Genomic DNA, 20,148 nt, shown 5'->3' on the forward strand with positions numbered 1-20,148 from the left:
TAGATAAATCCTCTCTTTAGTAGTTAGATAAATCCTCTCTCTTGTGCTTTATGCCAGGCCCACCCACGCTTATAGCCGTGTTCCTTAGCATACTCAATCAGCTGTTGGTAAGAATTAAGCTTATGCCAATCGTCTACCTTAGCCGCTTGCTTGATAGCCTTCTGCATTCTCTGCGTAACGCTATCAAGGTAATCTTCGCTAATCTCTACAAGGTCAGCATCTTCAACTTGCTTAGCCTTTTGCTGTAAAACTGGACTATATCCACAATACGGGCAGGTGTTTTCCTTCAGCTCAGCTCGTTCAAATACAGTCATGCAAGATGGACATTGAATGACAGATATTTCAGACGGAGAATTACGCTTCTTTCTACTAGTCATAAGCTTCTTCCAGTCATGATCTTTAGTAGGCAAGCCGTGGCGCTTATAGTTATCTACTTGATCTATGATGACTGCTTTCTTGCCTGGCCTAGGATTAAGACAGCGCATGCTGAACTGCATGAACAGAGCTAGTGATTGAGTTGGTCTAACCATAATCACGCAGTCCACATTAGGTAAGTCGATGCCTTCAGTAAACAAATTGACGTTGACTAAAATCTTTAACTTTTGATCGCGAAACTTCTTTACAATGTAGTCTCTAACGTCCTTATTAGTAGCCCCGTCACATTCAGCTGCGGAAATTCCCCTTGCATTAAACTCTTCGGCAAGCCTCTTTGCTGATTCAACGCTATAGGTGTAGACAACAGCCTGCATTCCTTTTGCCTTTTCAAGATATTCATCAACTGTATGACTGTAGATTTTGCGCCCCAGTGCTTCCTCCATTGATGCATTAGTATAATCACCGTTTGACACCTTGAGCTTTTCAGTATCAACATCTTTGAACTTAGTTCCGTAATAAGTGAATGGAGCTAGGAAATGTTCATCGATCAGCTGTTTAACTGTCTTGCCCAGTACAATATCATCGGCTATCTTGTCCAGCTGATTACGCCCAGTTCTAACTGGAGTAGCAGTGAACAAGAGAACAATTGCATTTGGAAAAGCATCAATAATCTTGGTATAAGACTTAGCCAGCGCATGGTGCGCTTCGTCAACCATAATTACAGCTGGAGCTTTCATCTTGTTGATTCGCCTAGTCAGTGTCTGAACCATTCCGGCTGTCAGCAAGTCTGGATTAACCCCTTGCGCTTTAAAGGTAGCTTTTGCCTGTTCCAAGACCTCCTTGCGGTGGATAATGAAACAAACTCTATTGCCTTTATCAGTCGTTCTGCGGGCTATCTCAGACATGACCACGGTCTTGCCTGTTCTTGGCGGAGACTGAACTATTATGTGTCTATGACCTTTTAAAAGAGATTGGTAGATTCGATTAATCAAATCAACCTGGTAGTCTCTTAACTCGTAGGCCATTCTCTTTTCATTGCCTCCTCCCTAATCATCTTGATTACGTCATCAATTTCTTTATAAGAAAGAGAGTACGCAATCAACTCATCACGCGTGCCAGACGTGTGATCTGGCAGTTCATATTTCATCTTGTTCAATTTGCTGATCGCATCTGCAGGTGACTTTGAGCCAGCCTTTACTTTGTCGTAGAGCTTCTCTTCAAAGTCATCTGACATGTCAATCATCTGTTGAATGTGTTGAGTCAACATGCTATAATCTCCTTAGTGTTTAGACTTGCTGACTATCTTTTGGTAGCCAGCTTTTTTGTTTTCACCGTGAAAGCATTGCTGGCCTTGACTAGCTTTTTGATTGTCTCCTTAGACACGCCTATCACCTCCTTTAGTTGAAATACTTCTTAGGGTCATCGATGATCAACCCAATGAGAACGCCTATAATAAACCAACATAATGTTTCCCAGCCGCTAATCATGGCTAGCCTCCTCTTCATTTTTGGCTGCTATTGCAGCTGAAATCATTAGTGCTAAAGTCTGCTTGCTGACTTTTCCATAGCACTCAGTCAAATAGTTGTAATCAGTGTTCAACCATTCGAATGTCTCTTTCCAGAAGTCCAAACTTCTTTTCTTTTCTTTGACTAGATTTTGCTTTTGGTGCTTTGCAAGATAAGCATCTGTTCGTCTGATAATTGCTTTAAGCAATGGTGCAGGCGCTACATTGACTGTGAATAATTTGTCTTCACTTAGCTTCACTTTTGGCTCAGCATTGTAGCAATCCATAAGAATTCCAATTACGTTCTCTTCTGCTGATGTACCTAGCAAGTATTCCACACTTACGCCGTAAAATCTGGCTAGCATTTTTAAGGTTTGAACTGACGGCTTGCGAAAGCCGTTTTCGTATTTGCCAAGTGCATTCCCTACGATCTTAGTTTCATCTGGAAAGCGTTCAGTCATTGCTTGGGCGGCCTCGTTTAGAGTAAGTCCAAGGCCTTTTCTCAATTCACGCAATCTGCTGCCGATGGTGATATCATCATCGCAACAAAGGATCTGTTCAACTGAAAGGCCGAAGATTTTTGATAGCTTGTCTAGTATTTTAGGACTTACCTTTCGACTTCCCCGCTCATAGGTGCCCACCGCTTGAGGCGAAACACCTAGCTTTTCAGCAAGTTCTGCTTGTGTCATGTGGTTAGCTGCTCTTAATGATCTAATCTGTTCTCCTATTTTCTTTGCCATCTTAAAAATTCCTCCCACCGGTCTTCGTTATACCGGTATGTTCTTTTGCCTAACTTAATTACTGCATCAGAGTACGGGCTGTATTCGCACTCAAGTCTCAATTCATATAGGAAGTGACGGCTAATTTTCATTTGGTCCATCACTTCCTTGCTTGTTAGTAAACGCATTGCCGTAACCACTCCACAATTTCATGGTCAGTCATTTCTCTGCCGTCAACCACAGGCGGATGATCTGGATTCAGAAACGCCATGATGTAGTTCATTGGCGTGTATTCCATTTCATCAAGTTCTTCTTCAGTTTTCGTTGGGTGTAATTCGATTACGTTCATTGTTCTTCCTCCAGAAACTTAAAATTGTAATAGCCCCACGGGTCTTGGCCTTCATCATTTTCTTCGAAGTGCTTGTAAATCTTTTCAGCGGTTTCATGTCCTTCAATGTCTTCAATCCAGGCAAGCAAACGAAATGGTCTTTCTGTATCAATAAGAAAGAAGATTTCGTTAGCAACATGTTCATCACTCTTATCCCAGCGTTGAGCATTGCGGTAATGATCGCAGGTCACTTCAATCTGATGTTCAGTGATATCCATGCCCATGATTTTCTTGGCTGAGTGCAAAACCACTTCTGGCTTGAATTCTCTGCCCTTCCAATCATCTTCCAGGCGTTGCTTAATTGCGTTAATCGTGCTGATCTTCATTGTTGCTGTCTTCTCTTTCAATCACTGGCAGTAATCCATGATCTTTTAGCAATTCGTACAATCCTAAGCGGCCCTTCTGTGTCCACTTGGTATGAACTACTGCCTTTTCAACTCCGTCTTTTCCTTTAATCATACTGGTAGTGCTTTGAGTCCAGCCATTGCTTTGATACTTAGCGTACAAGAACCAAACTCCATGCTGATCGTATTGAACGCCCAGCTTCTTTAGCAGTTTGTTCATTGCTTGTGCACTCATGCCATAGTCTTTAGCAATTACGGTTACATTGACCAAGGCCGGATTCTGCAGAACCACATCGCAGAACTTTGCTTTTGGTTCAAGCTTCGCAGCCTTTTCTTCGGCCAGCTTTCGTTTGGCCCGTTCTTCTTTCATTTCCGTTAAGACTTTAATCATGCTGTCCGGGTCCTGGAGCATTTCATCAATTGTCTTTTCCGTTGCGAACATTCCGTGCTTGCGGATGCTTGGTAATACCACACTCGTTACCCAGCGCTTGAACTTCTTAGCGGTTGGTAACTTGCTGGACAAGATTAATGAGTAGAGTCCGGATTCGTTGATTAACAGCACATTTTGGGGAGTCCCAATTTGGGACGCTTGTGAAATCGTCACAATGTCTTCTTTTTGGTCTTCCTGGTCAACGTGGTCATGAACGGCTTTTACTGGCCGTGCATATCCTAAAACCTCTGCAACATCTTTACCAACGAGCCAAGGCTCACCATCGATTTGAACTGCACGAATTTCTTCAGTGCCTTCAAAGGTAAACTTTAAAACTTCCTTCTCCATATGAGAAATTCCTTTCCAAATTCTACACCCTACGGGAAGAATTACTTCAAAAAAATTTTGTAGTCAATTCCGACCACCTGGCAAATGCTATATAGGTTATTGACATTGATCGGAATACGGTCGTGCAGGTACTTGCTTAAAGTTTGTGGAGCTATTCCAGCCTTCTCAGCAACGAACGCATACCGCAGTCCTCGCTTGTCAATTTCTCCCTTTAGCTTGCGGCCAGTACCACTTTTGACTGCCGTCATTCAGTTTCCTCCTTTCGTGTTTTCCTTACACATATTAGGATACCACCTTTTGAGAAGTTTGCAACCCTCTTTTCTCTTTTTGTTAAGAAATATTGCAAAAGCGTTTGCTTTGGTCTAAGCTTAGTCTAAAGAAATAACTCAGAACGTGTACATTGCTGAATGGAGGTGTGCATTATGAGCAAAGCACTTGGCAGCCGTTTAACACAGCTGAGAGAATCACTAGGCCTTACTAAGGCTGAAGTTGCCAGAAGACTTCACGTAGGAAATACCACCTATTCCAATTGGGAGTACGGGCTTAGAGAACCAAACGCAGACATGATCGTAACACTGGCAGACTTCTTCGATGTTTCTACTGACTACCTATTAGGTAGAGACACTGGAAATTTGGAAGTCAGAGAGTCAGCTGTTCATTATGATCTCGGAGAAGACGAACCGCTTTCTTATAGAGGCGTAGAGTTGCCCGATGATCTAAAAAGCTATTACAGATCGATGGCAGAAACCTATATAAGGAAGAGAAAGAAATCTGTCCATGAATGACTTGCTAGAATACTTGATGAACTACGCCTTAGAGGCAGGGATTGGTGTTATCTACGATGCTACTCTACCTTCGGACGCACCATCTGTTTCTTATGCTAAGTCTAGAATTATCATTTTAAACGGCAACTGGGCCAGGCAGATTGAATCACCTTTTATCTTGGCCCACGAGATAGGACACATTGTGTTACAGCACAGATACAGTTCTTTAGCCGCACCCACAATCAAAATAAAAATGGAACACGAAGCTGACGTATTCGCAACTGAAATCATCTGGAACTATTCAAAACTGATCGGTGTGGAATACGATAATGTTTACAGCTTCATGCAGGCCTTCGGAATACCTAACAGAATGTTTGACACAGTTAGCAAATTAATGAGGGCATACTAAAAGAGCGCCCTTACTAATAGATAGTAAAGGCGCCTTTATTTTCCCTGGAGGACAACGATGAAAACCTATCCTATAGGAAAACCTAAGAAAATGAAGTCTGGCAAGTATCAATGGTATCAGCGCTATCGTGACCCGCTGACAGGCAAGATCAAGCGTGTGACTTGTCTTCTTCCTCGTGGCAGTCAACAGGCCAGGAAAGAAGCTGAACTCATTCTAGCGCAGAAATTAGTCAATATAAGCGATACTAGAACAGAGACAGACATAACCATAGGTGAGCTATCGAAGCTGTTTCTAGATCATGAGCAAGAGCGTGGAATCAAACCAACCACTTTAAATTCCCGCCGAACTGGAATGTCCGCAATGCTGAAATATTTTGGCGAAGATGCAATAGCTAGAAACATTACCAAGCCTATGGTTACCAAATATCTCCAGTCTAGTTTGAAGGGCAAGGCAAACGCCACTGTCAATGTCTACAGAGTAGAGATGAGCGCTATGTATGAGTTTGCTATCAACTACGGATACCTAACCGAAAATCCAGCCAAAGGATTAAAAATACAGTGGCGACCAAAAGACCACACAGATGTTTCTACCAAGTTGCTTTCTGATGATGAGCTGGACAAGCTCTTTTCCGTTATAGATCGGCCGGACTACCTGTACTTCTTTCAATTCATGTATTTAACTGGCATGCGCTTCGGTGAAGTAGCCGCCTTGCAATTTAAGAATGTTCACCTTCCCTACGCTGACGTAACGGGTACTATTTGGCGTGGAGGAGTTAAGTCTGATTCACCCAAAACATTTGCATCTTATCGAACGATCTTCCTGCCTAAGCAAGCTGTACAGATCATTAAATCATGTAGTCGTGATGCTGAGCCAGATGATTTTGTATTTATCAATCAGAGAACACACAAGCCATTTACGATTGAAGCGGCTGAGCTTTTGCTGGGCCGCAAATCTAAGGAAGCCGGACTCAGCAGAAAAGTAACTACGCACATGTTCAGACATACCCACATCTCCAAACTGGCTGAACAAGGTGTCCCTCTGCATGTAATTCAGAAAAGAGTTGGGCACACAAAAGCGGAAACTACAAGAGAAATTTATCTTCACGTCACTAAGAAGATGCAGGAAGACATGGAGAAACAAATCGATGATTTTTCTATTTGAGCCATATTTGAGCCACGAAAAAATAAAAAGCGGCACAACCCCAATCATATCAAGGGTCATGCCACTTTGTTAATATATTGGTCCCACATCTAATCATAATCCCGGCACTTCCCGCAAAACCGCATAGTACTGGGATTCACAGCACTTTTGGTTAGGTCATCTTAGGCTATTAAAGTCCATAAAAGTTGCTGGAGTTTGTGCCAAAATTGAGCCACTCAGATTAATCTCCGAGTGGCTCTTTAAAATATTATTTCCAAATTTTCTTTTTCTCTTGATCGAACTCTTCTTGAGTGATCGCCCCACTGTCCAACAGCTCTTTGAGCTTGGTCAGCTTGTCGATGCTCTTTTCACTGTGAGCATCATCTTTGCTCTTGAATGGAAAATTCTTAAAGCCTTTTCTTGTTGGAGCACCAACAGCATAACAGAACAATTCAACAGTCGCAACAAAACCAAAAAGCCCGCCATCATTACCAGTGTGTGGCGCCATGTATGGAATTATTGCCATTGCTAAAAGCATAACCGCAAGCAAAGTGTATTCAAACCACTTGACTGGCTGTCCCTTGCACGTAGAGACAAATATAATGCCAACAATGATTGCCAGCACTGCAAAGATAATATACGAAACAGCCAACCGCATGTCCTTAACATATGACACTGCATCATCTATAACAGCATCGCCACTCGCTCTTTCGTAATAGCCAGTAGACATCAGCAATTCAAACCCAGCTACTATAAACAACAAAATACCGCCTACTAATCTTCTCTTAATCATCGTTCTTCACCTCGTGTACAACAGCTGGCAGTTCTCCATCAACCTTATCTGCATTGACCAAAATCGGGTCAATCCAGATAAACTCAAGCGTGCGTTCTCCGTCTCGTGGCCCTCTCCAGTAATGTTGAAAGTGTCCTCTGCGGTAGTGTGGCCGCTTGCCAGTATGACTTCCTGCATGTGTCTTATTCGTTTGCTTGTATTGCTTGATAGCAGCCCCGTAGCGAAGCCCTACGTCCCACGTGCGTATTTCCCTATAGTTGTCCTTAGGACGGCTTGCAGGCCGCTTAAATCGACTCTGGCGTGGTCTGGCTTCCGGATTACTGGTGCAAAGATACAGAGCTAACTGCATTGCTTTCTTGACCATATCAAACAGCCTTGGATTGCTCCGCCCCAGTGACATCTTATCCACAGCCTCTTTGATCGTGCTTGCTGAATCATAAGCAATGTAGGCCGGCCATGCTTCGGTAAGCCCGTTACAAAAAGTAAGCCGCAGTTCGACCGCCTTGCTTTTTACATCATATTCCCGGCTTACAAAGAAGCCATTCACGCCCAGTCCAGGCGCTTGAATGTAGATTGCAGGAAACGGCAGTCTCTCAAATACCACAGTGGGAAGAGTATCCAGTGGCTGACTGTACAGATCATTGGCTAGCTCATCATCAAACACATAGATTTCCTTGCTCATCCTCCATGGCGCTAGTGCTGACATGAGAACGGCATCCTGGACCTGCTGGAATAGGTTTGCCTTGCTAGCCATGGTTATTGTCAAACAGCGGTTGATCGGAACATAGCACCAGTCCGGCCAATTCCTATTTGCCCTAGCTGATTCAATCTCAGACCAAGCGGTTGGGTATTTGCTGGACATGAACTTCAGCATCTGCAATGGTAAGCATTTTTCTTTCTTCATCGGTCTTTCCTCCACACCCCTATTATAGCAAAAGAAAAAAAGCCTTACCAGAATTTCTCCGGTAAGGCTTTCAGTTTTATGTAGGTGTAGCTGGTTAACCAGCCTTCGCGCTGGAGCTGGCTATGGACACACTAAAAATAGAGAAATGACCACGCCTCTGTGGTCATTTGGACAGGTGTGGTCACCCCTTGAACCTTAGAGCCTCAAGGGTTTCAGCGATTTGTCCACATGACCACACCAATCTCTCACTATATATAGAGAGGTATCTCCCCCTATCTATCTTATAAAAATATATTTATATATTAGGTGTGGTCATGTGGTCACTATATATAATCCCTAGAGCCCCAAGGGCTCGGGGTGGTTACGGTTGACCATGATTGACCACGCCCTACTACAGCGTCGGCCTGGCCTATTACTAGATAGACCCCACTAACCGAACAACCGGTCGCGCGCCAGTCGGGAAGATGGTCTCCGTGTCATCATCATTCTTCAACCGTACTTCGAATTGGTACAGACCTGCTGGCTGTTTTGCAAGCTTAGTTCCTAAGACACTGATCGTGTCATCATCGGTAATCACAATATCGCTTGCATCAGTGCTAAACAAATACTGGCCTTGCTCATTGGCAACTCTGACCTCAATGTCTTCTGGATCATAGTCTTCAGTGAGATACAAGTCCATTTCATCATCGTATAAATCAAGCGTATAAATCTGTGAAGTGTCGCCAACCTTGGCAACAGTTTCCGCTACGCCTAAACTTAATGCCATATTACTTGACCACCTTTACGTATTTAGAAAGAATCCATAAATCCTTGCCAATCAAGTAAGCCTTCCCCTTTTTGAAAGTCTTGCTCTTGGTAGTCTTCCAGCTTGAACCCTGGGCAACGTAATGATTAGCATACTTGCCGTTTGAGCCAATCAAGTTCACCTTCCAGTTTGCCTTGCCAGTACCTAAACTCTTGACCTTGACCACGTGTGTGGTTGTCTTGGTTTTCTTCGGAGTGGCAGTGGTTGTCTTGGTTTTCTTAGGCTGGACCTTGATTGTGATTACGCCAGTCAGCTTAATAACCTGTCCTGGATGAATCATGCTCTTGGTCGTCTTGCCGTTCAGCTGTGCAAGCAAGCCAGCATCAAGTCCATAGCGTTTGGCAATTGCATACCAGCTGGCGCCTTGCTTGATCGTGTACTTGTTTGACTTAGGAATAGGCTGAACGCCCTGGGCCTTGTTGGTCGTTGCGTTTGCTGGAGTGACTGGAGTCTTCTTTGCTACCTTGCCACTGGATACCAGACCGCTAATCAATTCCACATTTCCGTCAATACCATACCAGTTGTCTGCGTATTGCCACATCCCTACGTGGTTCATGCTAGGGAAATAGCCGTAGTCTGGTTTTGTTTGTAGGCTTGTGGTCTTATAGCTGGCTACCCACAATACGTTGCCATATTTCTTGCCAATTGATTCATAGTCCACATACTGCTTGAGGTAGTACGCGCCAGAATATAGAATAGGCTTGTATCCAGCCTTCTTGATTGCGTCCATGAACACTTTGACAGCGGCCGTGTTTGCACTCTTTGAACCAGATGCCCCAGCTTCATAGTCAAGGGCAATCACTGAGCCAGACTGCAAGCCAAATTTCTTTGCGTCTGAGACGGCCATATTTGCCATCTGAGTGGCTTTAGACTTGTCTGCGCTAAATTGTCCCCAGTAGTATCCGCCCACGCTCAGACCGGCTTTCTTGGCGTTTGAGAGCTGGGCGCTGGCCTTAGGGTTTTGGTAGTGGTATCCTTCACCGCCACCAGACCCGCCCAGCTTGACCAGGACAAACTTAGCACCCTTGGCTTTCAGTCCGTTAAAATAGCTGTATGAGCTGTCTTGATAGCTTGATACATCAACGCCTAAGCGCCGTGTGGAGGCACTAACCGGGGATGCAGACAAAGCTAGGGCAAGCGCTCCAGCCGCTAAACTAAGAGTTAACTTTTTCACTTGGCACCTCTTTCTTGTATTGGTCCAGCGTCCCTGCCTTGGACAGTTCAGCCCACTGAGTTTCAACTGCGTTTTCAATCACAGTCAAGTCAGCGCTGGTAATGCCCGCTTGCTTGAGTGCACGCTGAACATAATTAACCGCCTTGGCAAACTTTACGTTGCCAGCTCCGCCAATCTTTTCAGCGGCAACTACGGCAGTTGGCGCTACTTCATTAATGATCTGCAAGACTAATCTTGCCTTGCTGTCCTGCTTTACAATCTGACACATGACTGTCCCAATCAAGGCAATCACTGCCAGGATAATGTCTACGATAATTTCATGAGTCATAATTCATCATCTCCATGATCGCTTGCATCAGTAAACGTATGCTCTATGCCTAATTTATCTTCGAGTGCAATTAAGCGTATAGAATACTTAGAAACCTGCTTGGTCAAGCTGTCGATTTCTTTTTGGTCTTCGACATGCTGCTTTTCTAAATAAGCATTGCGCTCTCTTTGATCTTTCAAGTCTTCCCTCAAGGCAGAGCGCTCATCTTGCTGTTGTTCACGATCACTCTTTTGTTTACTAGTCCAGTAGCTGAATAATGCTACTAGCACTGTACCTACAGTCGGAATGATTTTCGTCAACCAGTCCATTAAAGAGGCCATGTTCCGATCATTCCTTTCTGTCACTTGTCTTTTTTGGTTGGTGATTCCTTTGCCATGTACAAAGTTGCCAAGACCATAATTAAGTCACTGACAGCTCCCCATTCCATACGAGGAGTATACGGGTTGGCAAATATTGAATGCATAAGTTCAGTCAGCCCCAGCATAGTGTAAAAAGCGGAACTGCCCGCAAGCAAAAAGCGATTCAGATTAACTGAACCGCTCTCTTGATATGCCCAATAAATCATGCCAATGCCGATTAGGATTCCCGTATAGCCTACAATGTCATCATTAAGAAAATCAGTGATAAATTCTGGCTGTGGAGGCCAAAAGAAATAGCGTTTGTTGGTTACAAGCACAATGCCATTTAAGATTAAAGACAAGCCTACGATACAGTGCCAGCCGTTATTCAGTAGTCTTGTCTTTATCTTTCTTAGCATCAGCCAGTTCCTTTTGAAGTTGTTCAACCTGCACCTGCATTACCAGCAAGTTGTACTGCAAGTCATCAGTCAGCTTGCGGTATTTTGCGATTACGTCATTAGCATCAATGTTCATGATCAAGCCTCGCCTAATGCCGCCTTGACGTAGCCTTCCAGCTTCTTCAAGCCCAAGGTGGTGATCTGCTTCTTGTTCAAATCATCGAGGGTAGTACCGTCAGTCATATCTGACGCCGTGATTACGAAAGAACCACTCATGTAGTTTGGCGATTGTTCGCCACTCAAGTTGACAGTGATTGATTGAGTACTACCATCTGAATCTGCGAATTGGTAGCTGATGCCCTTTGCATTAATTTTCATGATCTATTCTCCTTTATGCAAAAGTTAACTTTTTCTTGACAAGCGCTAAAACGTCCTTTGGCGTTAAGTCATCGAATGTCTTGTCGCTTGCCAGTTCTGCCTTGTTGACGGTAATCCGGCCATTTACATAATCGCCGGAGCCATCGCTTGCATAGCCGGATACTGAAACGGCTTCACTTTGAATGTCGTCGTTGTCGTATTTTGGCTCAATGTTATTGATTCTTAAATCCATATGTGTTCTCCTTTATAGTTCTCACACACTACAATTATAGCGTTCTGGAGGGGAACGCTTGTCTCTTGTTTGTCTCATTTTACTTTGCCTCTAACTTGTCTAATCTCTTGAGGATTTCCTGCAATACCACATGGTGATAGCCCAGCAGATTGGCGTCAATACGAGCCGTTCTGTCCTGGTTAATCAGCATTGGATCCATGTTGTACTCTGGCTTATCGTGAACGTCATCGATGATACCGGAGACATAATGCTGACCCGTGGTATCTGAGGTATAACGGTAGTCGTACATGTCAGTATTCTGTACTGCCATAAGTGCCCGGTCATAGGTAACCTTGGTGATTGCTGTTTTGACTGACAGTCTGGAGGATACGGTATTGGCTTCCTGGGAAACAAGCTTTTGAGCATGCATAGTTAACTTAGATGCATCACTGTATTTCTGCCCTAAGATAGCGTCAATATTGCCTCGTTGGAAATAGATGTCTCCACTTGGTGCGCCAATCGTATTCTGTCCTAAGACAATACCACCCCAGACTTGGAAGCCAGCTGAGCCATTGCCGTCAAAGTTAGTACCAGCCTTGTTTGTTATCATCAAGTATTGATTGTCACGTACTCTGATGTGGTGACCAGTGATGATGAACTTATCAGTGTAGACTTCTGGCGTTTCAATACGGCTGGAGTCCAAATAGCTTCTTGAAAGCTGATTTTGCAAGTTACTACTGGTGTATGACGTAAGCTTGATATAACCTGGCGTAACCGTGTTGATCGTGTAGAAGTTGTTTGAGCCATTCAGTGTTGTTCGTGTTGTGTCACCGTCAGTGTAAGTAACATGCGTGTTGTCACACAAGAGTTGCATGTAGTTATCAAAGTAGATGTGGGCATTACTCCACTTCCATCTGTTGTGATACCCTTCATCCTGGTCAATCCAGTTCTTATCGTTCTGCATTAAATCAAGCCGCCCAGTAACCTTCGTGTTACCGTTCAGTTCGATGTTTTTGCCGCTGATCTTAACTGAATCTGGGCTAAGGTTGATGGCTGAGATAAGGTTCTGACTGTTAGGCAGGATTACCCAACTGGACCAAGAACCGCCATTCCAAGTTCTTTGATACTGCGTAGGGTCATTGTCCTTCCATACGGTTACAGTGTAGCATGACCCGTCCTTAGGCCCCCGGCTGGTAACGTACATAAATGGAGTCAGCTTTTGGCCGTTAGTAAAGCTTGGCCCGTTGTAAACGTGATCGGCAGTCGTTTCACCATTCAAGAACCAGTTGCCGTATGTGGACTTGGTATCATCGAAGTTCCAAGTATTCGTTGAAGAAACAGTATAGGTCGAGAAGTTCTTTGCATCATTGACCAACATAGTGATGTTGTTGGCCGTCTGTGAAATCAGCGATGACTGCTGAGACAGCTTATTATCGGTTTCGTCTCTCGTGTAGTAGCTGGAGAATTTGCCAGCTGTCTGGTTGATCGATCCCCACAGCGTATTGCCCTTGTCGTCCTTGCCACCAATCGTGGAGTTGAGCTGCCCCCAAGCTACAGCAAGATATTGATTGCCTTTGTTGTCACCGACGGTGTTGTAAACCGTAATCTTACTTGCGTTAATCACACCATCGTCAATGTGCGTCTGGCCGTCAAGGTAAAGGTTCTTGCCTTTAATACATACCCCATCTGGATTTGTGTTAATCCCAGCAATCAGCTTGTCATTCACATACGTACCAAGCCCTGCTTCACTACCATCCAGCTTCAGCAGTGACCCAACTACCTTGTTGCCTTCAATCTTAGACACACGAGCACTGACGCCGTCAGCCGTTGCCTTAATCGTAGTTGCCTTGCCATCAACGCCCTTGATCTGGGCGTCCAACTCTTTAGCCGTCTGCTGGAGGGAGGAAACGTTGTTCTTGGCGTCTCTCATGTCGGAGCTAAGCCCGCTTGCCGTAGCCTGGAGCGAGGATATGTTCCCCTTTGCGTCCTTCATGTCTGCGGTCAGCCCCTGTGCCGTCTGCTGGAGTGAGGAGATATCGCCATTAGACGGTTGCCATGGGGTGGCTGTGTCGCCGTATTCAAACTGTGGCCTTGCCAATTGCAACAATTCGTTAGTGGTTGTCCCACGTTCAATTCTTGGAGCGACATAGCCATTCGTTGTTGCCGTGATTGTGAACGAATATCTAGTCCATGTCGGTGTGTAATTCAGCTTTTGACCGTTACCTAGTGCATCTGCCCTATTGTATTGGCCTTCCTGTGCATTGTTAAGAGTGATGTAGAAACTAGCCGTATGATTGCTGTTGTCACCAGACTTTGCATCGATTGAGAAGGTGTACTTTCTACCTGCCTCAACAAAGACATATTGCTTTAACCCATTCCATTGTTGAGTGCTGGTTTGCACGATTTGACAGTCGTTTCCACCATCGTGATAAAAGTCGCCTTTGTCCCATAACGTTAAGTTGCTCCAAATTGATGGATCATTCATTTCTCTGGTGTTGGACAGCAGATTGCGCCCACCGTTGCTCAACGTGCTAGTAATGCTGTCTGCCCTCTGCTGTAGCGTGCTGATCTGGTTGTTTGCGTTTGCCATGCTGGAGGTCAGACTGTCCGCCTTGGCCTTTACACTGGCAATATCGTCCTTTGCATTCGTGAGGTCTGTGCGAATTTCCCCGGCTGTCTGCTTAACGCTGGAAATATCACCATTGGCGTTCGTAATCTGCGTTTGCAAACTCTTTGCCGTCTGCTGGAGGTTGCTTACATTGCCCTGCGTGTCGGCTACCTTGCTCGTAAGGCCGTCTGCGGTGAGTTTGAGTTGGGCGACATCAGTTGGTGCATTAGACCATGGCGTGGCGATTGAGCCAATTTCAAATTGTGGGAAGGCAAGGTCAATAGAGCCAGTGCCAGAGATACCAAATATCGGGTCTGAAAGTCCGCTTGCTATTGCCTTGACGGTAAACGTTACTCGTGTCCACGCTGTCTTTGACAGCGCCAAATTGTTTCTGGCAAGCCCCCAAGTCGGTGTATCAGTGGTGTCATTCCACAATCTGAATTGAACCGTTGGATTGGTTACCGCCGTGTCGCTGTTGAGCTTGACGTAAACGGAAGCTGTGTAAGTTGTGTCTTTAACAACGTTGATCTTGTCAAATTCATACCAATCACGATTGCCGGAGGTGTTGCCCTTAATGGTCAGCATCTTGTCAGTACTCAAATTGTCCGGGAATGTGGTTACGTCATTCGTTGCAATTATGCCTCGCCCGTTACCACCGCTTCTAATACCCCAGTGATCGGTTGTGTAATTGCCCGACCATGCAATTAAATTTCGGTTGCCTTTGCCCACGGTCGTTGTTAAGCCGTCCGCCGTTTGCTGTAAGTTGGATATCTTCCCAGCGCTGTCGGTAACCGAGGTCTGCAAGCCCTTGGCCGTCTGCTGTAAGGTTGAGATGTTGCCGTTAGCGTCTGCCAATCCGCTGGTTAATGTGGTTGCCGTCTGTTGGAGGCTAGAGATATTTTTATTTGCATCGGCAAGCCCGGTTGTCAAAGACGTGGCAGTTTGCGTGACACTAGAAATATTGCTCTTGTTATCGCTGACCTGTGCTTTGATCTGGTCGGCTGTTTGCTTGATTTGGGAGATTGAAGCGTCCACGTCTTCCGGGGCTGGAGACCAATCGGTGGCTAGATTGCCTTTTTTAACGAACAAGCCCTTGTACGATAACGTTCCGGCAGGAAAATTATCCGTTCTGATATCAAAATCAAAACTACTGTTTTTAAAATTGTAAGCGGTCAGTTTAAAGTAAGCTATTAACGTTGTGGTTGCGCCGTCTGGACATACTTGGGCTATATCATGCGAAGCAAGTCCAATGGCACCAGTACTCCAGTCCGTTACATTGCCCGGAGCTTGTATCCAAAACTTGCCAGATTGAATGCCACTGTTCTTGATCGTGTAGCCGATTGTTACAATATCGCCTACTTTTAAATCGTCTAAGTAGAAAACACCTAAACTTGGTGTGCAGTAGTTGGTTGCCCCTGTAAATCCGGTAAATGTCTTCCAATCGTTGAAAGTATACCGTGCATAATTTCTGTCCCCAGCGTGTAAATTGCTTACCGTGCTGGTCAGCCCGTTAGCCGTTTGTTGCAAACTGCTGATGTCGCCTTTAGCATTAGTTAAATCAGACTGGAGTTTGCTTGCGGTCTGTTTGACATTGGATATTTCCCCTTGCGCATTGCTGAGGCTGGATTGCAATGCCGTTGCGGTTTGCGTGACACTGGAGATGTTTTTCTTGTTATCTGCCACGGCAGTTTGCAATCCCGCCGCTGTCTGCTTTAAGCTGGAGATATCTCCCTTAGCATTAGTCAGACTGGTATTAATGCTGTCTGCCGTTTGCTTAACCGAAGAAATGTTATTCTTGTTGTCCGTAATCTGGCTCTGCAAACTGTTTGCGGTTGCCTTTATCGAAGCCACATCGCCCTTTGTGTTGCTGAGGTCGGCCTTGATAGCGTCTGCGGTCTGGCTGACCGTGCTGATCGCTTGGTCGGTGTCTTCCGGGGCTGGCGCCCAGTCCGTAGCCATTGTGCCTGTTTCGATTTTAACTAAGCAAATTTGAACTTCCGCCGATGTCCCAGTATCCCCAGCACCAATATAAACATTTTCTTTGCTGTTTACATTGAACGTTGCCCAGAATCTGGTCCAGCTTCCGTCTTTAGGCAAGAAAAGTTTGCGGTATTGGGTAGTTCCCCAGCGTTCGGTTGAAGCGTTGGTGTTTGCCATTCCTCTACCACTCCAGCCTGCGGACACAAACGCCGTGTCAACACTGCTTGTTTGCCGTGCCCAAAAACTGAGTGTCACATTGCCGGAAACCGGAACGCTGTTAATAGCGACTAGCGAAATGTCATTGACGCTTGAACGCAAGATGCCAGTGAAGGAAACTACTGTAGCTTTACCACCCAATGGTGAATCAGTGATTTCTTTGCTTGCCCGTTTCATATCGTTCGTGTCGGTTGTCATGCCCGCAATGCGCCACTGGCCCGTTGACCAAGAATTATCATTATTCCCAGAATACGGAAACTTAGCCGAATTTCTAAGTAAATTCCTAGCCCCAACCCTAATATTGCTTACGGTCGTGCTGATCTCGCCCGCTGTTTTCTTGACCTCGGAAATTGCGTTGCTGTTAAACATTATCATGCTGTCGGCCGTGGACAATGACCCGCTTAATTGCCCGGTCTTGGTCTGCAACTCGCTTGTCGCCGTTGCTAAGCTGTTCCCAGTAGCCGTCAAGCTGGTCTTTGCCACTGACAGATCATTGCCAGCCTGCTTGACGCCGTTTCTCAGATCATTGTCTACTGCGGTTAGGCTGTTCTTGACGCTGTTCAGATTATCGGCAACTTCGCTGGTTGCCGTACGCATGCTACTGTCCACCGCCGCAAGGCTATTTTTAGCCGCTGTGAGGCTGTCTCTCGTTGCCGTTATGTCTTTGCCAAGCTCGCTAGTAGCGCCTGCCAGAGAGCCTCTCATTGAGTCTGCATCGGCATGTAAGCTATTTGCCGCCGCATGGAGGCTGTTGGCTGCACTGTGGAGGTCAGCAAGTGATTGGCTGTTCTGCGCGCGCAAGCTTTCAAGCCGGCTGTCCGCTTCGCTCGTTGCCGTGCTTGTTGAATTGTACAGGCTTTTTTCCACCGTTGACATTGATTGCCAGCTGGATTCCATATCAGATTGCAGGCTAGCTACCGCACTATCGTTCTGGTGCTGACCTTCATAGATTTGGCTTTTAGCCCAGGCAAGGTTTGACTCAAATTCGCTTTGAGCAGTGCTTAAAGCTGCGAGGTTTTCAGAGTTGACTTCTTCCCATTCAGTTCTGTATTTGTTGGCTGATGCTACCGCTTGATTTGCTGTTTGTTGTGCTTGATTAGCGGCTAAGCCGTTTGCCGTAACATTGACTGAAACTGATTTACTTTTCATGCTATCTTCCCTTCAATGGAATTTCAAACACAGGTTCGATTCTCTTAACGCTACTGCTGTTTGTGCTTGCACAGTTGAATGACACTAACAGCTTGCCATTTCTATATGACAATGCTTCGGGTTCAACCACGTTGTAGTCAGCTGGCGTGTGGATATAGTCGAGGAAGTTATATTCCAGTTCAAATACTTGCCCCTTGTGTTCCATGTTGATTCCGTACAGTACCCGTCTGTCGTGCATGTCATAGTCACCGCTATGCCAGAATACGTACGGGTATTTGATTGCTGGAGATTGCCAGGTCTGCGTGTTAGGATTCCAGCCGTAGTCAGTCAATACTGCGGTTTGAGTTGGCTTAAAGTTGCCTGCCATTAGGTCGGTCAGCTTAACAGTGTAAGCACGCCAATCTTTGCTGAATACCATTACGCAATAGCCGCTGTCATTGTCTAATGACGTATAGAAATAGTCGGGACTGGTATAGCCAATCTTGAAATCATCACGACTGGTCTTGTTGTCTAAAACCTTTACATTGGTTTGTTTCAACATAAACTTGATTCGTGTGAATCTATATTTCTTGCTTGAGTCGTCATCATTGTAAGTATTCATGTAAACGTAACAGTAGTCACTATTGACTTCTTCTACGCCGAAGCAAGACCCGTGTCCACCGCTTGCAATTCTGGCTGAACCTAAGACAGTGCCACTTGTTGAATAGTGAATCAATGCACAATCATCTTGGTGACTATTTAAGCTGTCTGTCGTTGCACCTTCTAAAGAATAGCTAGCAACAATTGAGCCATCACTCAGTCGCCGTGCGTTTTGCATAGCCATCTGGTGACCGAATGCTTCGTGTGGTAATTGAGCTACGCTTACGCTAGCCGTTTGATCTGGATAGATTTCAGCATCGCTGGTAAGGTAGTCGTTATCTACCTGTGCTCTGTAGTTGCCCAGGTCTTTGCTAGTCAGCGTCTGAGAATAGCCATACAATGTCTTCTCGTATTCGCCAATCGAACTGTCATCAATCACTCCGCCCAGACTAATTGTGTCAGCTTTATACTTCAAAAATTCAAAGCCTTGATTCTGAACATAGCCGCTGATGTTTGTTCCCATCGACCAAGCTTGAATATAGAATCTCTTAGTCTGGTCAGTGCCTTTGAAGTCAGTGCCATCTGGGGTAAGCACGGCAACTGAGATGTTTGAGGCGTCGTCCTTAGCCGCTTTAAGGGCCTTCTGAATGCTGGTACTATAGTTAGCCAGCCATGCAGGCGTAACCCGTCTGACAGTCACAAATTCACCAAATGAGACAGTGTTCTGGCTTGGGTCAGCAAATGAGAATGTCTTGCTGATTACTCTTTGGTAAGTTGTAATTTCTGGGTCAGCTAAAAAGTCCTTAGTCCGAACCGTTGCACCCAGCTTAGGATTGAATGTATGAGTGCATTGCAATGTATAGCTGATTCTTGGATGGTTATACATCTTCAAAAGCTTAGCGCCATACATCATCAGCCCAGCGGCATCAGTGATGTTATCCGTAGTAATCACCCCGTCAAGCCAGTGCTTGCCGTCACTGTATTCAGCGTTTGCGTCAGCATCGTAGACATAAGAAAAGCCCTTGTCATGCTTGACAGGGCCGGAGGTATAGTTGCCAGCTTTTGCCATTGTTTCGCCGTTAGGGCCAATGACAGTAAGCCGTGTGATAACGTCACCGTTTGTTTGCTGGCTGAGGGCTGTTACATTCTTGCCTACATAGGCTTCGCCGTAATAGCCAGAGTCAATTTCTGGAGCGACTTGAAAAACCTTTTTGGTTACATAATTGCCTTTGTATTCTACATAAAAGTCACACTCAAGATTGTATTGCTGTAACAGCGTTTGAAGCATTGCTGAGCTCTTTGTGTTTGCATTAAACTCCACACTGCCAGTTACAGAATAGTCCTGGATTGCGCTGAAGTCTGCGTTCCAATCCATATCTTGCAAGAGCCAATAAAAAGCTGTCTTAGCTGACGCGCTCTTCATAGACTTTTTCTGCGTCATTCTGTAATGCAAGTCCCACAAGCCTAGGTTGACCAGCTGTGCTGTAAGGACATGAGCACCGCTTGCGTTCAGTGTTCTCTCCACATTCCAAATCTTCATGACATACCAGCGCTCTTGTGGTTCGTCATAGTATGCTAAGCAATTGCCAATCTTGATCTTGTCTGAATCAGTCCCCGGCTTCTCAATCACTGAGATACTGCCGGAGTGGTCAAAGTTTTTTGATTCAGCATTAAGGTTAGGGTTGCTTTCATTCACTGGGGCTTGTGGCGATTCACCGTATGATGATGAAGATTGGTCAGCGTCCGCAACTTGGTGCGTAATCGTATCGCCGTAGAACTCAGTCTTGCCACCAATCTTCAAAACGCCAATCGCCATCAAGTCCTCATTCAGAATCCGGTATTGTCCGTATTCGCTTACTGCCATTT

At 45.3% G+C, this 20,148-nt stretch carries 22 protein-coding genes; 3 read left to right on the top strand and 19 right to left on the bottom strand.

The annotated features are described in order from the left end of the window. Nucleotides 1-23 precede the first annotated feature (23 nt). The 7 genes from ACYVUT_RS11210 to ACYVUT_RS11240 form a co-directional block, all read right to left on the bottom strand. On the bottom strand, nt 24-1,400 hold the full coding sequence (locus ACYVUT_RS11210) for a DEAD/DEAH box helicase (protein ID WP_484502094.1): 1,377 nt from the start codon (nt 1,398-1,400) through the stop codon (nt 24-26). After that, entirely contained in the window at nt 1,385-1,642 is a 258-nt protein-coding gene (locus tag ACYVUT_RS11215; RefSeq protein WP_484502095.1) for a hypothetical protein, read from the bottom strand. The genes ACYVUT_RS11210 and ACYVUT_RS11215 overlap by 16 nt, the downstream gene beginning before the upstream one ends. A gap of 212 nt (nt 1,643-1,854) precedes the next feature. Further along, nucleotides 1,855-2,619 carry a helix-turn-helix domain-containing protein gene (locus tag ACYVUT_RS11220; protein WP_484502096.1) on the bottom strand — a complete coding sequence of 255 codons (765 nt, stop codon included), beginning with the start codon at nt 2,617-2,619 and terminating at the stop codon, nt 1,855-1,857. Nucleotides 2,620-2,773: 154 nt separating this feature from the next. Next, nucleotides 2,774-2,947 carry a hypothetical protein gene (locus tag ACYVUT_RS11225; protein ID WP_484502097.1) on the bottom strand — a complete coding sequence of 58 codons (174 nt, stop codon included), beginning with the start codon at nt 2,945-2,947 and terminating at the stop codon, nt 2,774-2,776. Then, entirely contained in the window at nt 2,944-3,312 is a 369-nt protein-coding gene (locus ACYVUT_RS11230) for a hypothetical protein (RefSeq protein WP_484502098.1), read from the bottom strand. The genes ACYVUT_RS11225 and ACYVUT_RS11230 overlap by 4 nt, the downstream gene beginning before the upstream one ends. Then, nucleotides 3,293-4,108 carry a phage antirepressor gene (locus ACYVUT_RS11235; protein ID WP_484502099.1) on the bottom strand — a complete coding sequence of 272 codons (816 nt, stop codon included), beginning with the start codon at nt 4,106-4,108 and terminating at the stop codon, nt 3,293-3,295. The genes ACYVUT_RS11230 and ACYVUT_RS11235 overlap by 20 nt, the downstream gene beginning before the upstream one ends. 41 nt (nt 4,109-4,149) lie before the next feature. Continuing rightward, nucleotides 4,150-4,356, bottom strand: a complete 207-nt coding sequence (locus ACYVUT_RS11240) for a helix-turn-helix domain-containing protein (protein WP_484502100.1) — start codon at nt 4,354-4,356, stop codon at nt 4,150-4,152. A gap of 174 nt (nt 4,357-4,530) precedes the next feature. Here ACYVUT_RS11240 and ACYVUT_RS11245 point away from each other — a divergent pair, with 174 nt between their 5' ends. The 3 genes from ACYVUT_RS11245 to ACYVUT_RS11255 are packed head-to-tail and all read left to right on the top strand — an operon-like array spanning nt 4,531 to nt 6,442. After that, on the top strand, nt 4,531-4,893 hold the full coding sequence (locus ACYVUT_RS11245; protein WP_484502101.1) for a helix-turn-helix domain-containing protein: 363 nt from the start codon (nt 4,531-4,533) through the stop codon (nt 4,891-4,893). Beyond that, on the top strand, nt 4,886-5,281 hold the full coding sequence (locus ACYVUT_RS11250; RefSeq protein WP_484502102.1) for an ImmA/IrrE family metallo-endopeptidase: 396 nt from the start codon (nt 4,886-4,888) through the stop codon (nt 5,279-5,281). Before ACYVUT_RS11245 ends, ACYVUT_RS11250 begins: the two co-directional genes overlap by 8 nt. Before the next feature lie 57 nt (nt 5,282-5,338). After that, entirely contained in the window at nt 5,339-6,442 is a 1,104-nt protein-coding gene (locus ACYVUT_RS11255) for a tyrosine-type recombinase/integrase (protein WP_484502103.1), read from the top strand. A gap of 247 nt (nt 6,443-6,689) precedes the next feature. Here ACYVUT_RS11255 and ACYVUT_RS11260 read toward each other — a convergent pair whose 3' ends face one another. From ACYVUT_RS11260 to ACYVUT_RS11315, 12 genes are all read right to left on the bottom strand, one after another. Continuing rightward, on the bottom strand, nt 6,690-7,214 hold the full coding sequence (locus tag ACYVUT_RS11260) for an SHOCT domain-containing protein (protein ID WP_484502104.1): 525 nt from the start codon (nt 7,212-7,214) through the stop codon (nt 6,690-6,692). Further along, complete coding sequence (locus ACYVUT_RS11265) at nt 7,207-8,118, bottom strand: AcrVA2 family anti-CRISPR protein (RefSeq protein WP_484502105.1); 912 nt, start codon at nt 8,116-8,118, stop codon at nt 7,207-7,209. The genes ACYVUT_RS11260 and ACYVUT_RS11265 overlap by 8 nt, the downstream gene beginning before the upstream one ends. A gap of 415 nt (nt 8,119-8,533) precedes the next feature. Next, complete coding sequence (locus ACYVUT_RS11270; RefSeq protein WP_484502106.1) at nt 8,534-8,884, bottom strand: hypothetical protein; 351 nt, start codon at nt 8,882-8,884, stop codon at nt 8,534-8,536. A gap of 1 nt (nt 8,885) precedes the next feature. Next, a complete protein-coding gene (locus tag ACYVUT_RS11275) occupies nt 8,886-10,097 on the bottom strand; it encodes a GH25 family lysozyme (protein WP_484502107.1) in 1,212 nt (403 codons plus the stop codon). Beyond that, complete coding sequence (locus ACYVUT_RS11280) at nt 10,078-10,425, bottom strand: phage holin, LLH family (protein WP_484502108.1); 348 nt, start codon at nt 10,423-10,425, stop codon at nt 10,078-10,080. The genes ACYVUT_RS11275 and ACYVUT_RS11280 overlap by 20 nt, the downstream gene beginning before the upstream one ends. Further along, nucleotides 10,422-10,745, bottom strand: a complete 324-nt coding sequence (locus ACYVUT_RS11285; RefSeq protein ID WP_484502109.1) for a hypothetical protein — start codon at nt 10,743-10,745, stop codon at nt 10,422-10,424. The genes ACYVUT_RS11280 and ACYVUT_RS11285 overlap by 4 nt, the downstream gene beginning before the upstream one ends. Before the next feature lie 20 nt (nt 10,746-10,765). Beyond that, a complete protein-coding gene (locus tag ACYVUT_RS11290; protein WP_484502110.1) occupies nt 10,766-11,182 on the bottom strand; it encodes a hypothetical protein in 417 nt (138 codons plus the stop codon). Continuing rightward, nucleotides 11,148-11,297: a hypothetical protein gene (locus ACYVUT_RS11295; RefSeq protein WP_484502111.1), complete on the bottom strand. Its 150-nt coding sequence runs from the start codon at nt 11,295-11,297 to the stop codon at nt 11,148-11,150. The genes ACYVUT_RS11290 and ACYVUT_RS11295 overlap by 35 nt, the downstream gene beginning before the upstream one ends. 2 nt (nt 11,298-11,299) lie before the next feature. Further along, nucleotides 11,300-11,539, bottom strand: coding sequence for a hypothetical protein (locus ACYVUT_RS11300; protein ID WP_484502112.1), 240 nt, complete (start codon nt 11,537-11,539; stop codon nt 11,300-11,302). A 13-nt stretch (nt 11,540-11,552) separates the two neighbouring features. Then, entirely contained in the window at nt 11,553-11,771 is a 219-nt protein-coding gene (locus tag ACYVUT_RS11305) for a hypothetical protein (protein WP_484502113.1), read from the bottom strand. 79 nt (nt 11,772-11,850) lie between these two features. Then, the gene (locus ACYVUT_RS11310; RefSeq protein ID WP_484502114.1) at nt 11,851-17,703 is read right to left on the bottom strand and encodes a gp58-like family protein; all 5,853 of its coding nucleotides are present in this window, start codon (nt 17,701-17,703) and stop codon (nt 11,851-11,853) included. A gap of 1 nt (nt 17,704) precedes the next feature. Then, nucleotides 17,705-20,146 (bottom strand): phage tail spike protein, encoded by a 2,442-nt coding sequence (locus ACYVUT_RS11315; RefSeq protein ID WP_484502115.1) that lies wholly within the window; start codon nt 20,144-20,146, stop codon nt 17,705-17,707. Nucleotides 20,147-20,148: the final 2 nt, after the last annotated feature.

It is taken from the genome of Lactobacillus sp. WILCCON 0059, assembly GCF_057197985.1.

What these genes read in the sequence shown, in the direction of transcription:
- ACYVUT_RS11210 (WP_484502094.1), bottom strand. Translation starts at nt 1,400, where the DNA reads ATGGCCTACGAGTTAAGAGACTACCAGGTTGATTTGATTAATCGAATC.
- ACYVUT_RS11215 (WP_484502095.1), bottom strand. Translation starts at nt 1,642, where the DNA reads ATGTTGACTCAACACATTCAACAGATGATTGACATGTCAGATGACTTT.
- ACYVUT_RS11220 (WP_484502096.1), bottom strand. Translation starts at nt 2,619, where the DNA reads ATGGCAAAGAAAATAGGAGAACAGATTAGATCATTAAGAGCAGCTAAC.
- ACYVUT_RS11225 (WP_484502097.1), bottom strand. Translation starts at nt 2,947, where the DNA reads ATGAACGTAATCGAATTACACCCAACGAAAACTGAAGAAGAACTTGAT.
- ACYVUT_RS11230 (WP_484502098.1), bottom strand. Translation starts at nt 3,312, where the DNA reads ATGAAGATCAGCACGATTAACGCAATTAAGCAACGCCTGGAAGATGAT.
- ACYVUT_RS11235 (WP_484502099.1), bottom strand. Translation starts at nt 4,108, where the DNA reads ATGGAGAAGGAAGTTTTAAAGTTTACCTTTGAAGGCACTGAAGAAATT.
- ACYVUT_RS11240 (WP_484502100.1), bottom strand. Translation starts at nt 4,356, where the DNA reads ATGACGGCAGTCAAAAGTGGTACTGGCCGCAAGCTAAAGGGAGAAATT.
- ACYVUT_RS11245 (WP_484502101.1), top strand. Translation starts at nt 4,531, where the DNA reads ATGAGCAAAGCACTTGGCAGCCGTTTAACACAGCTGAGAGAATCACTA.
- ACYVUT_RS11250 (WP_484502102.1), top strand. Translation starts at nt 4,886, where the DNA reads ATGAATGACTTGCTAGAATACTTGATGAACTACGCCTTAGAGGCAGGG.
- ACYVUT_RS11255 (WP_484502103.1), top strand. Translation starts at nt 5,339, where the DNA reads ATGAAAACCTATCCTATAGGAAAACCTAAGAAAATGAAGTCTGGCAAG.
- ACYVUT_RS11260 (WP_484502104.1), bottom strand. Translation starts at nt 7,214, where the DNA reads ATGATTAAGAGAAGATTAGTAGGCGGTATTTTGTTGTTTATAGTAGCT.
- ACYVUT_RS11265 (WP_484502105.1), bottom strand. Translation starts at nt 8,118, where the DNA reads ATGAAGAAAGAAAAATGCTTACCATTGCAGATGCTGAAGTTCATGTCC.
- ACYVUT_RS11270 (WP_484502106.1), bottom strand. Translation starts at nt 8,884, where the DNA reads ATGGCATTAAGTTTAGGCGTAGCGGAAACTGTTGCCAAGGTTGGCGAC.
- ACYVUT_RS11280 (WP_484502108.1), bottom strand. Translation starts at nt 10,425, where the DNA reads ATGACTCATGAAATTATCGTAGACATTATCCTGGCAGTGATTGCCTTG.
- ACYVUT_RS11285 (WP_484502109.1), bottom strand. Translation starts at nt 10,745, where the DNA reads ATGGCCTCTTTAATGGACTGGTTGACGAAAATCATTCCGACTGTAGGT.
- ACYVUT_RS11290 (WP_484502110.1), bottom strand. Translation starts at nt 11,182, where the DNA reads ATGCTAAGAAAGATAAAGACAAGACTACTGAATAACGGCTGGCACTGT.
- ACYVUT_RS11295 (WP_484502111.1), bottom strand. Translation starts at nt 11,297, where the DNA reads ATGAACATTGATGCTAATGACGTAATCGCAAAATACCGCAAGCTGACT.
- ACYVUT_RS11300 (WP_484502112.1), bottom strand. Translation starts at nt 11,539, where the DNA reads ATGAAAATTAATGCAAAGGGCATCAGCTACCAATTCGCAGATTCAGAT.
- ACYVUT_RS11305 (WP_484502113.1), bottom strand. Translation starts at nt 11,771, where the DNA reads ATGGATTTAAGAATCAATAACATTGAGCCAAAATACGACAACGACGAC.
- ACYVUT_RS11310 (WP_484502114.1), bottom strand. Translation starts at nt 17,703, where the DNA reads ATGAAAAGTAAATCAGTTTCAGTCAATGTTACGGCAAACGGCTTAGCC.
- ACYVUT_RS11315 (WP_484502115.1), bottom strand. Translation starts at nt 20,146, where the DNA reads ATGGCAGTAAGCGAATACGGACAATACCGGATTCTGAATGAGGACTTG.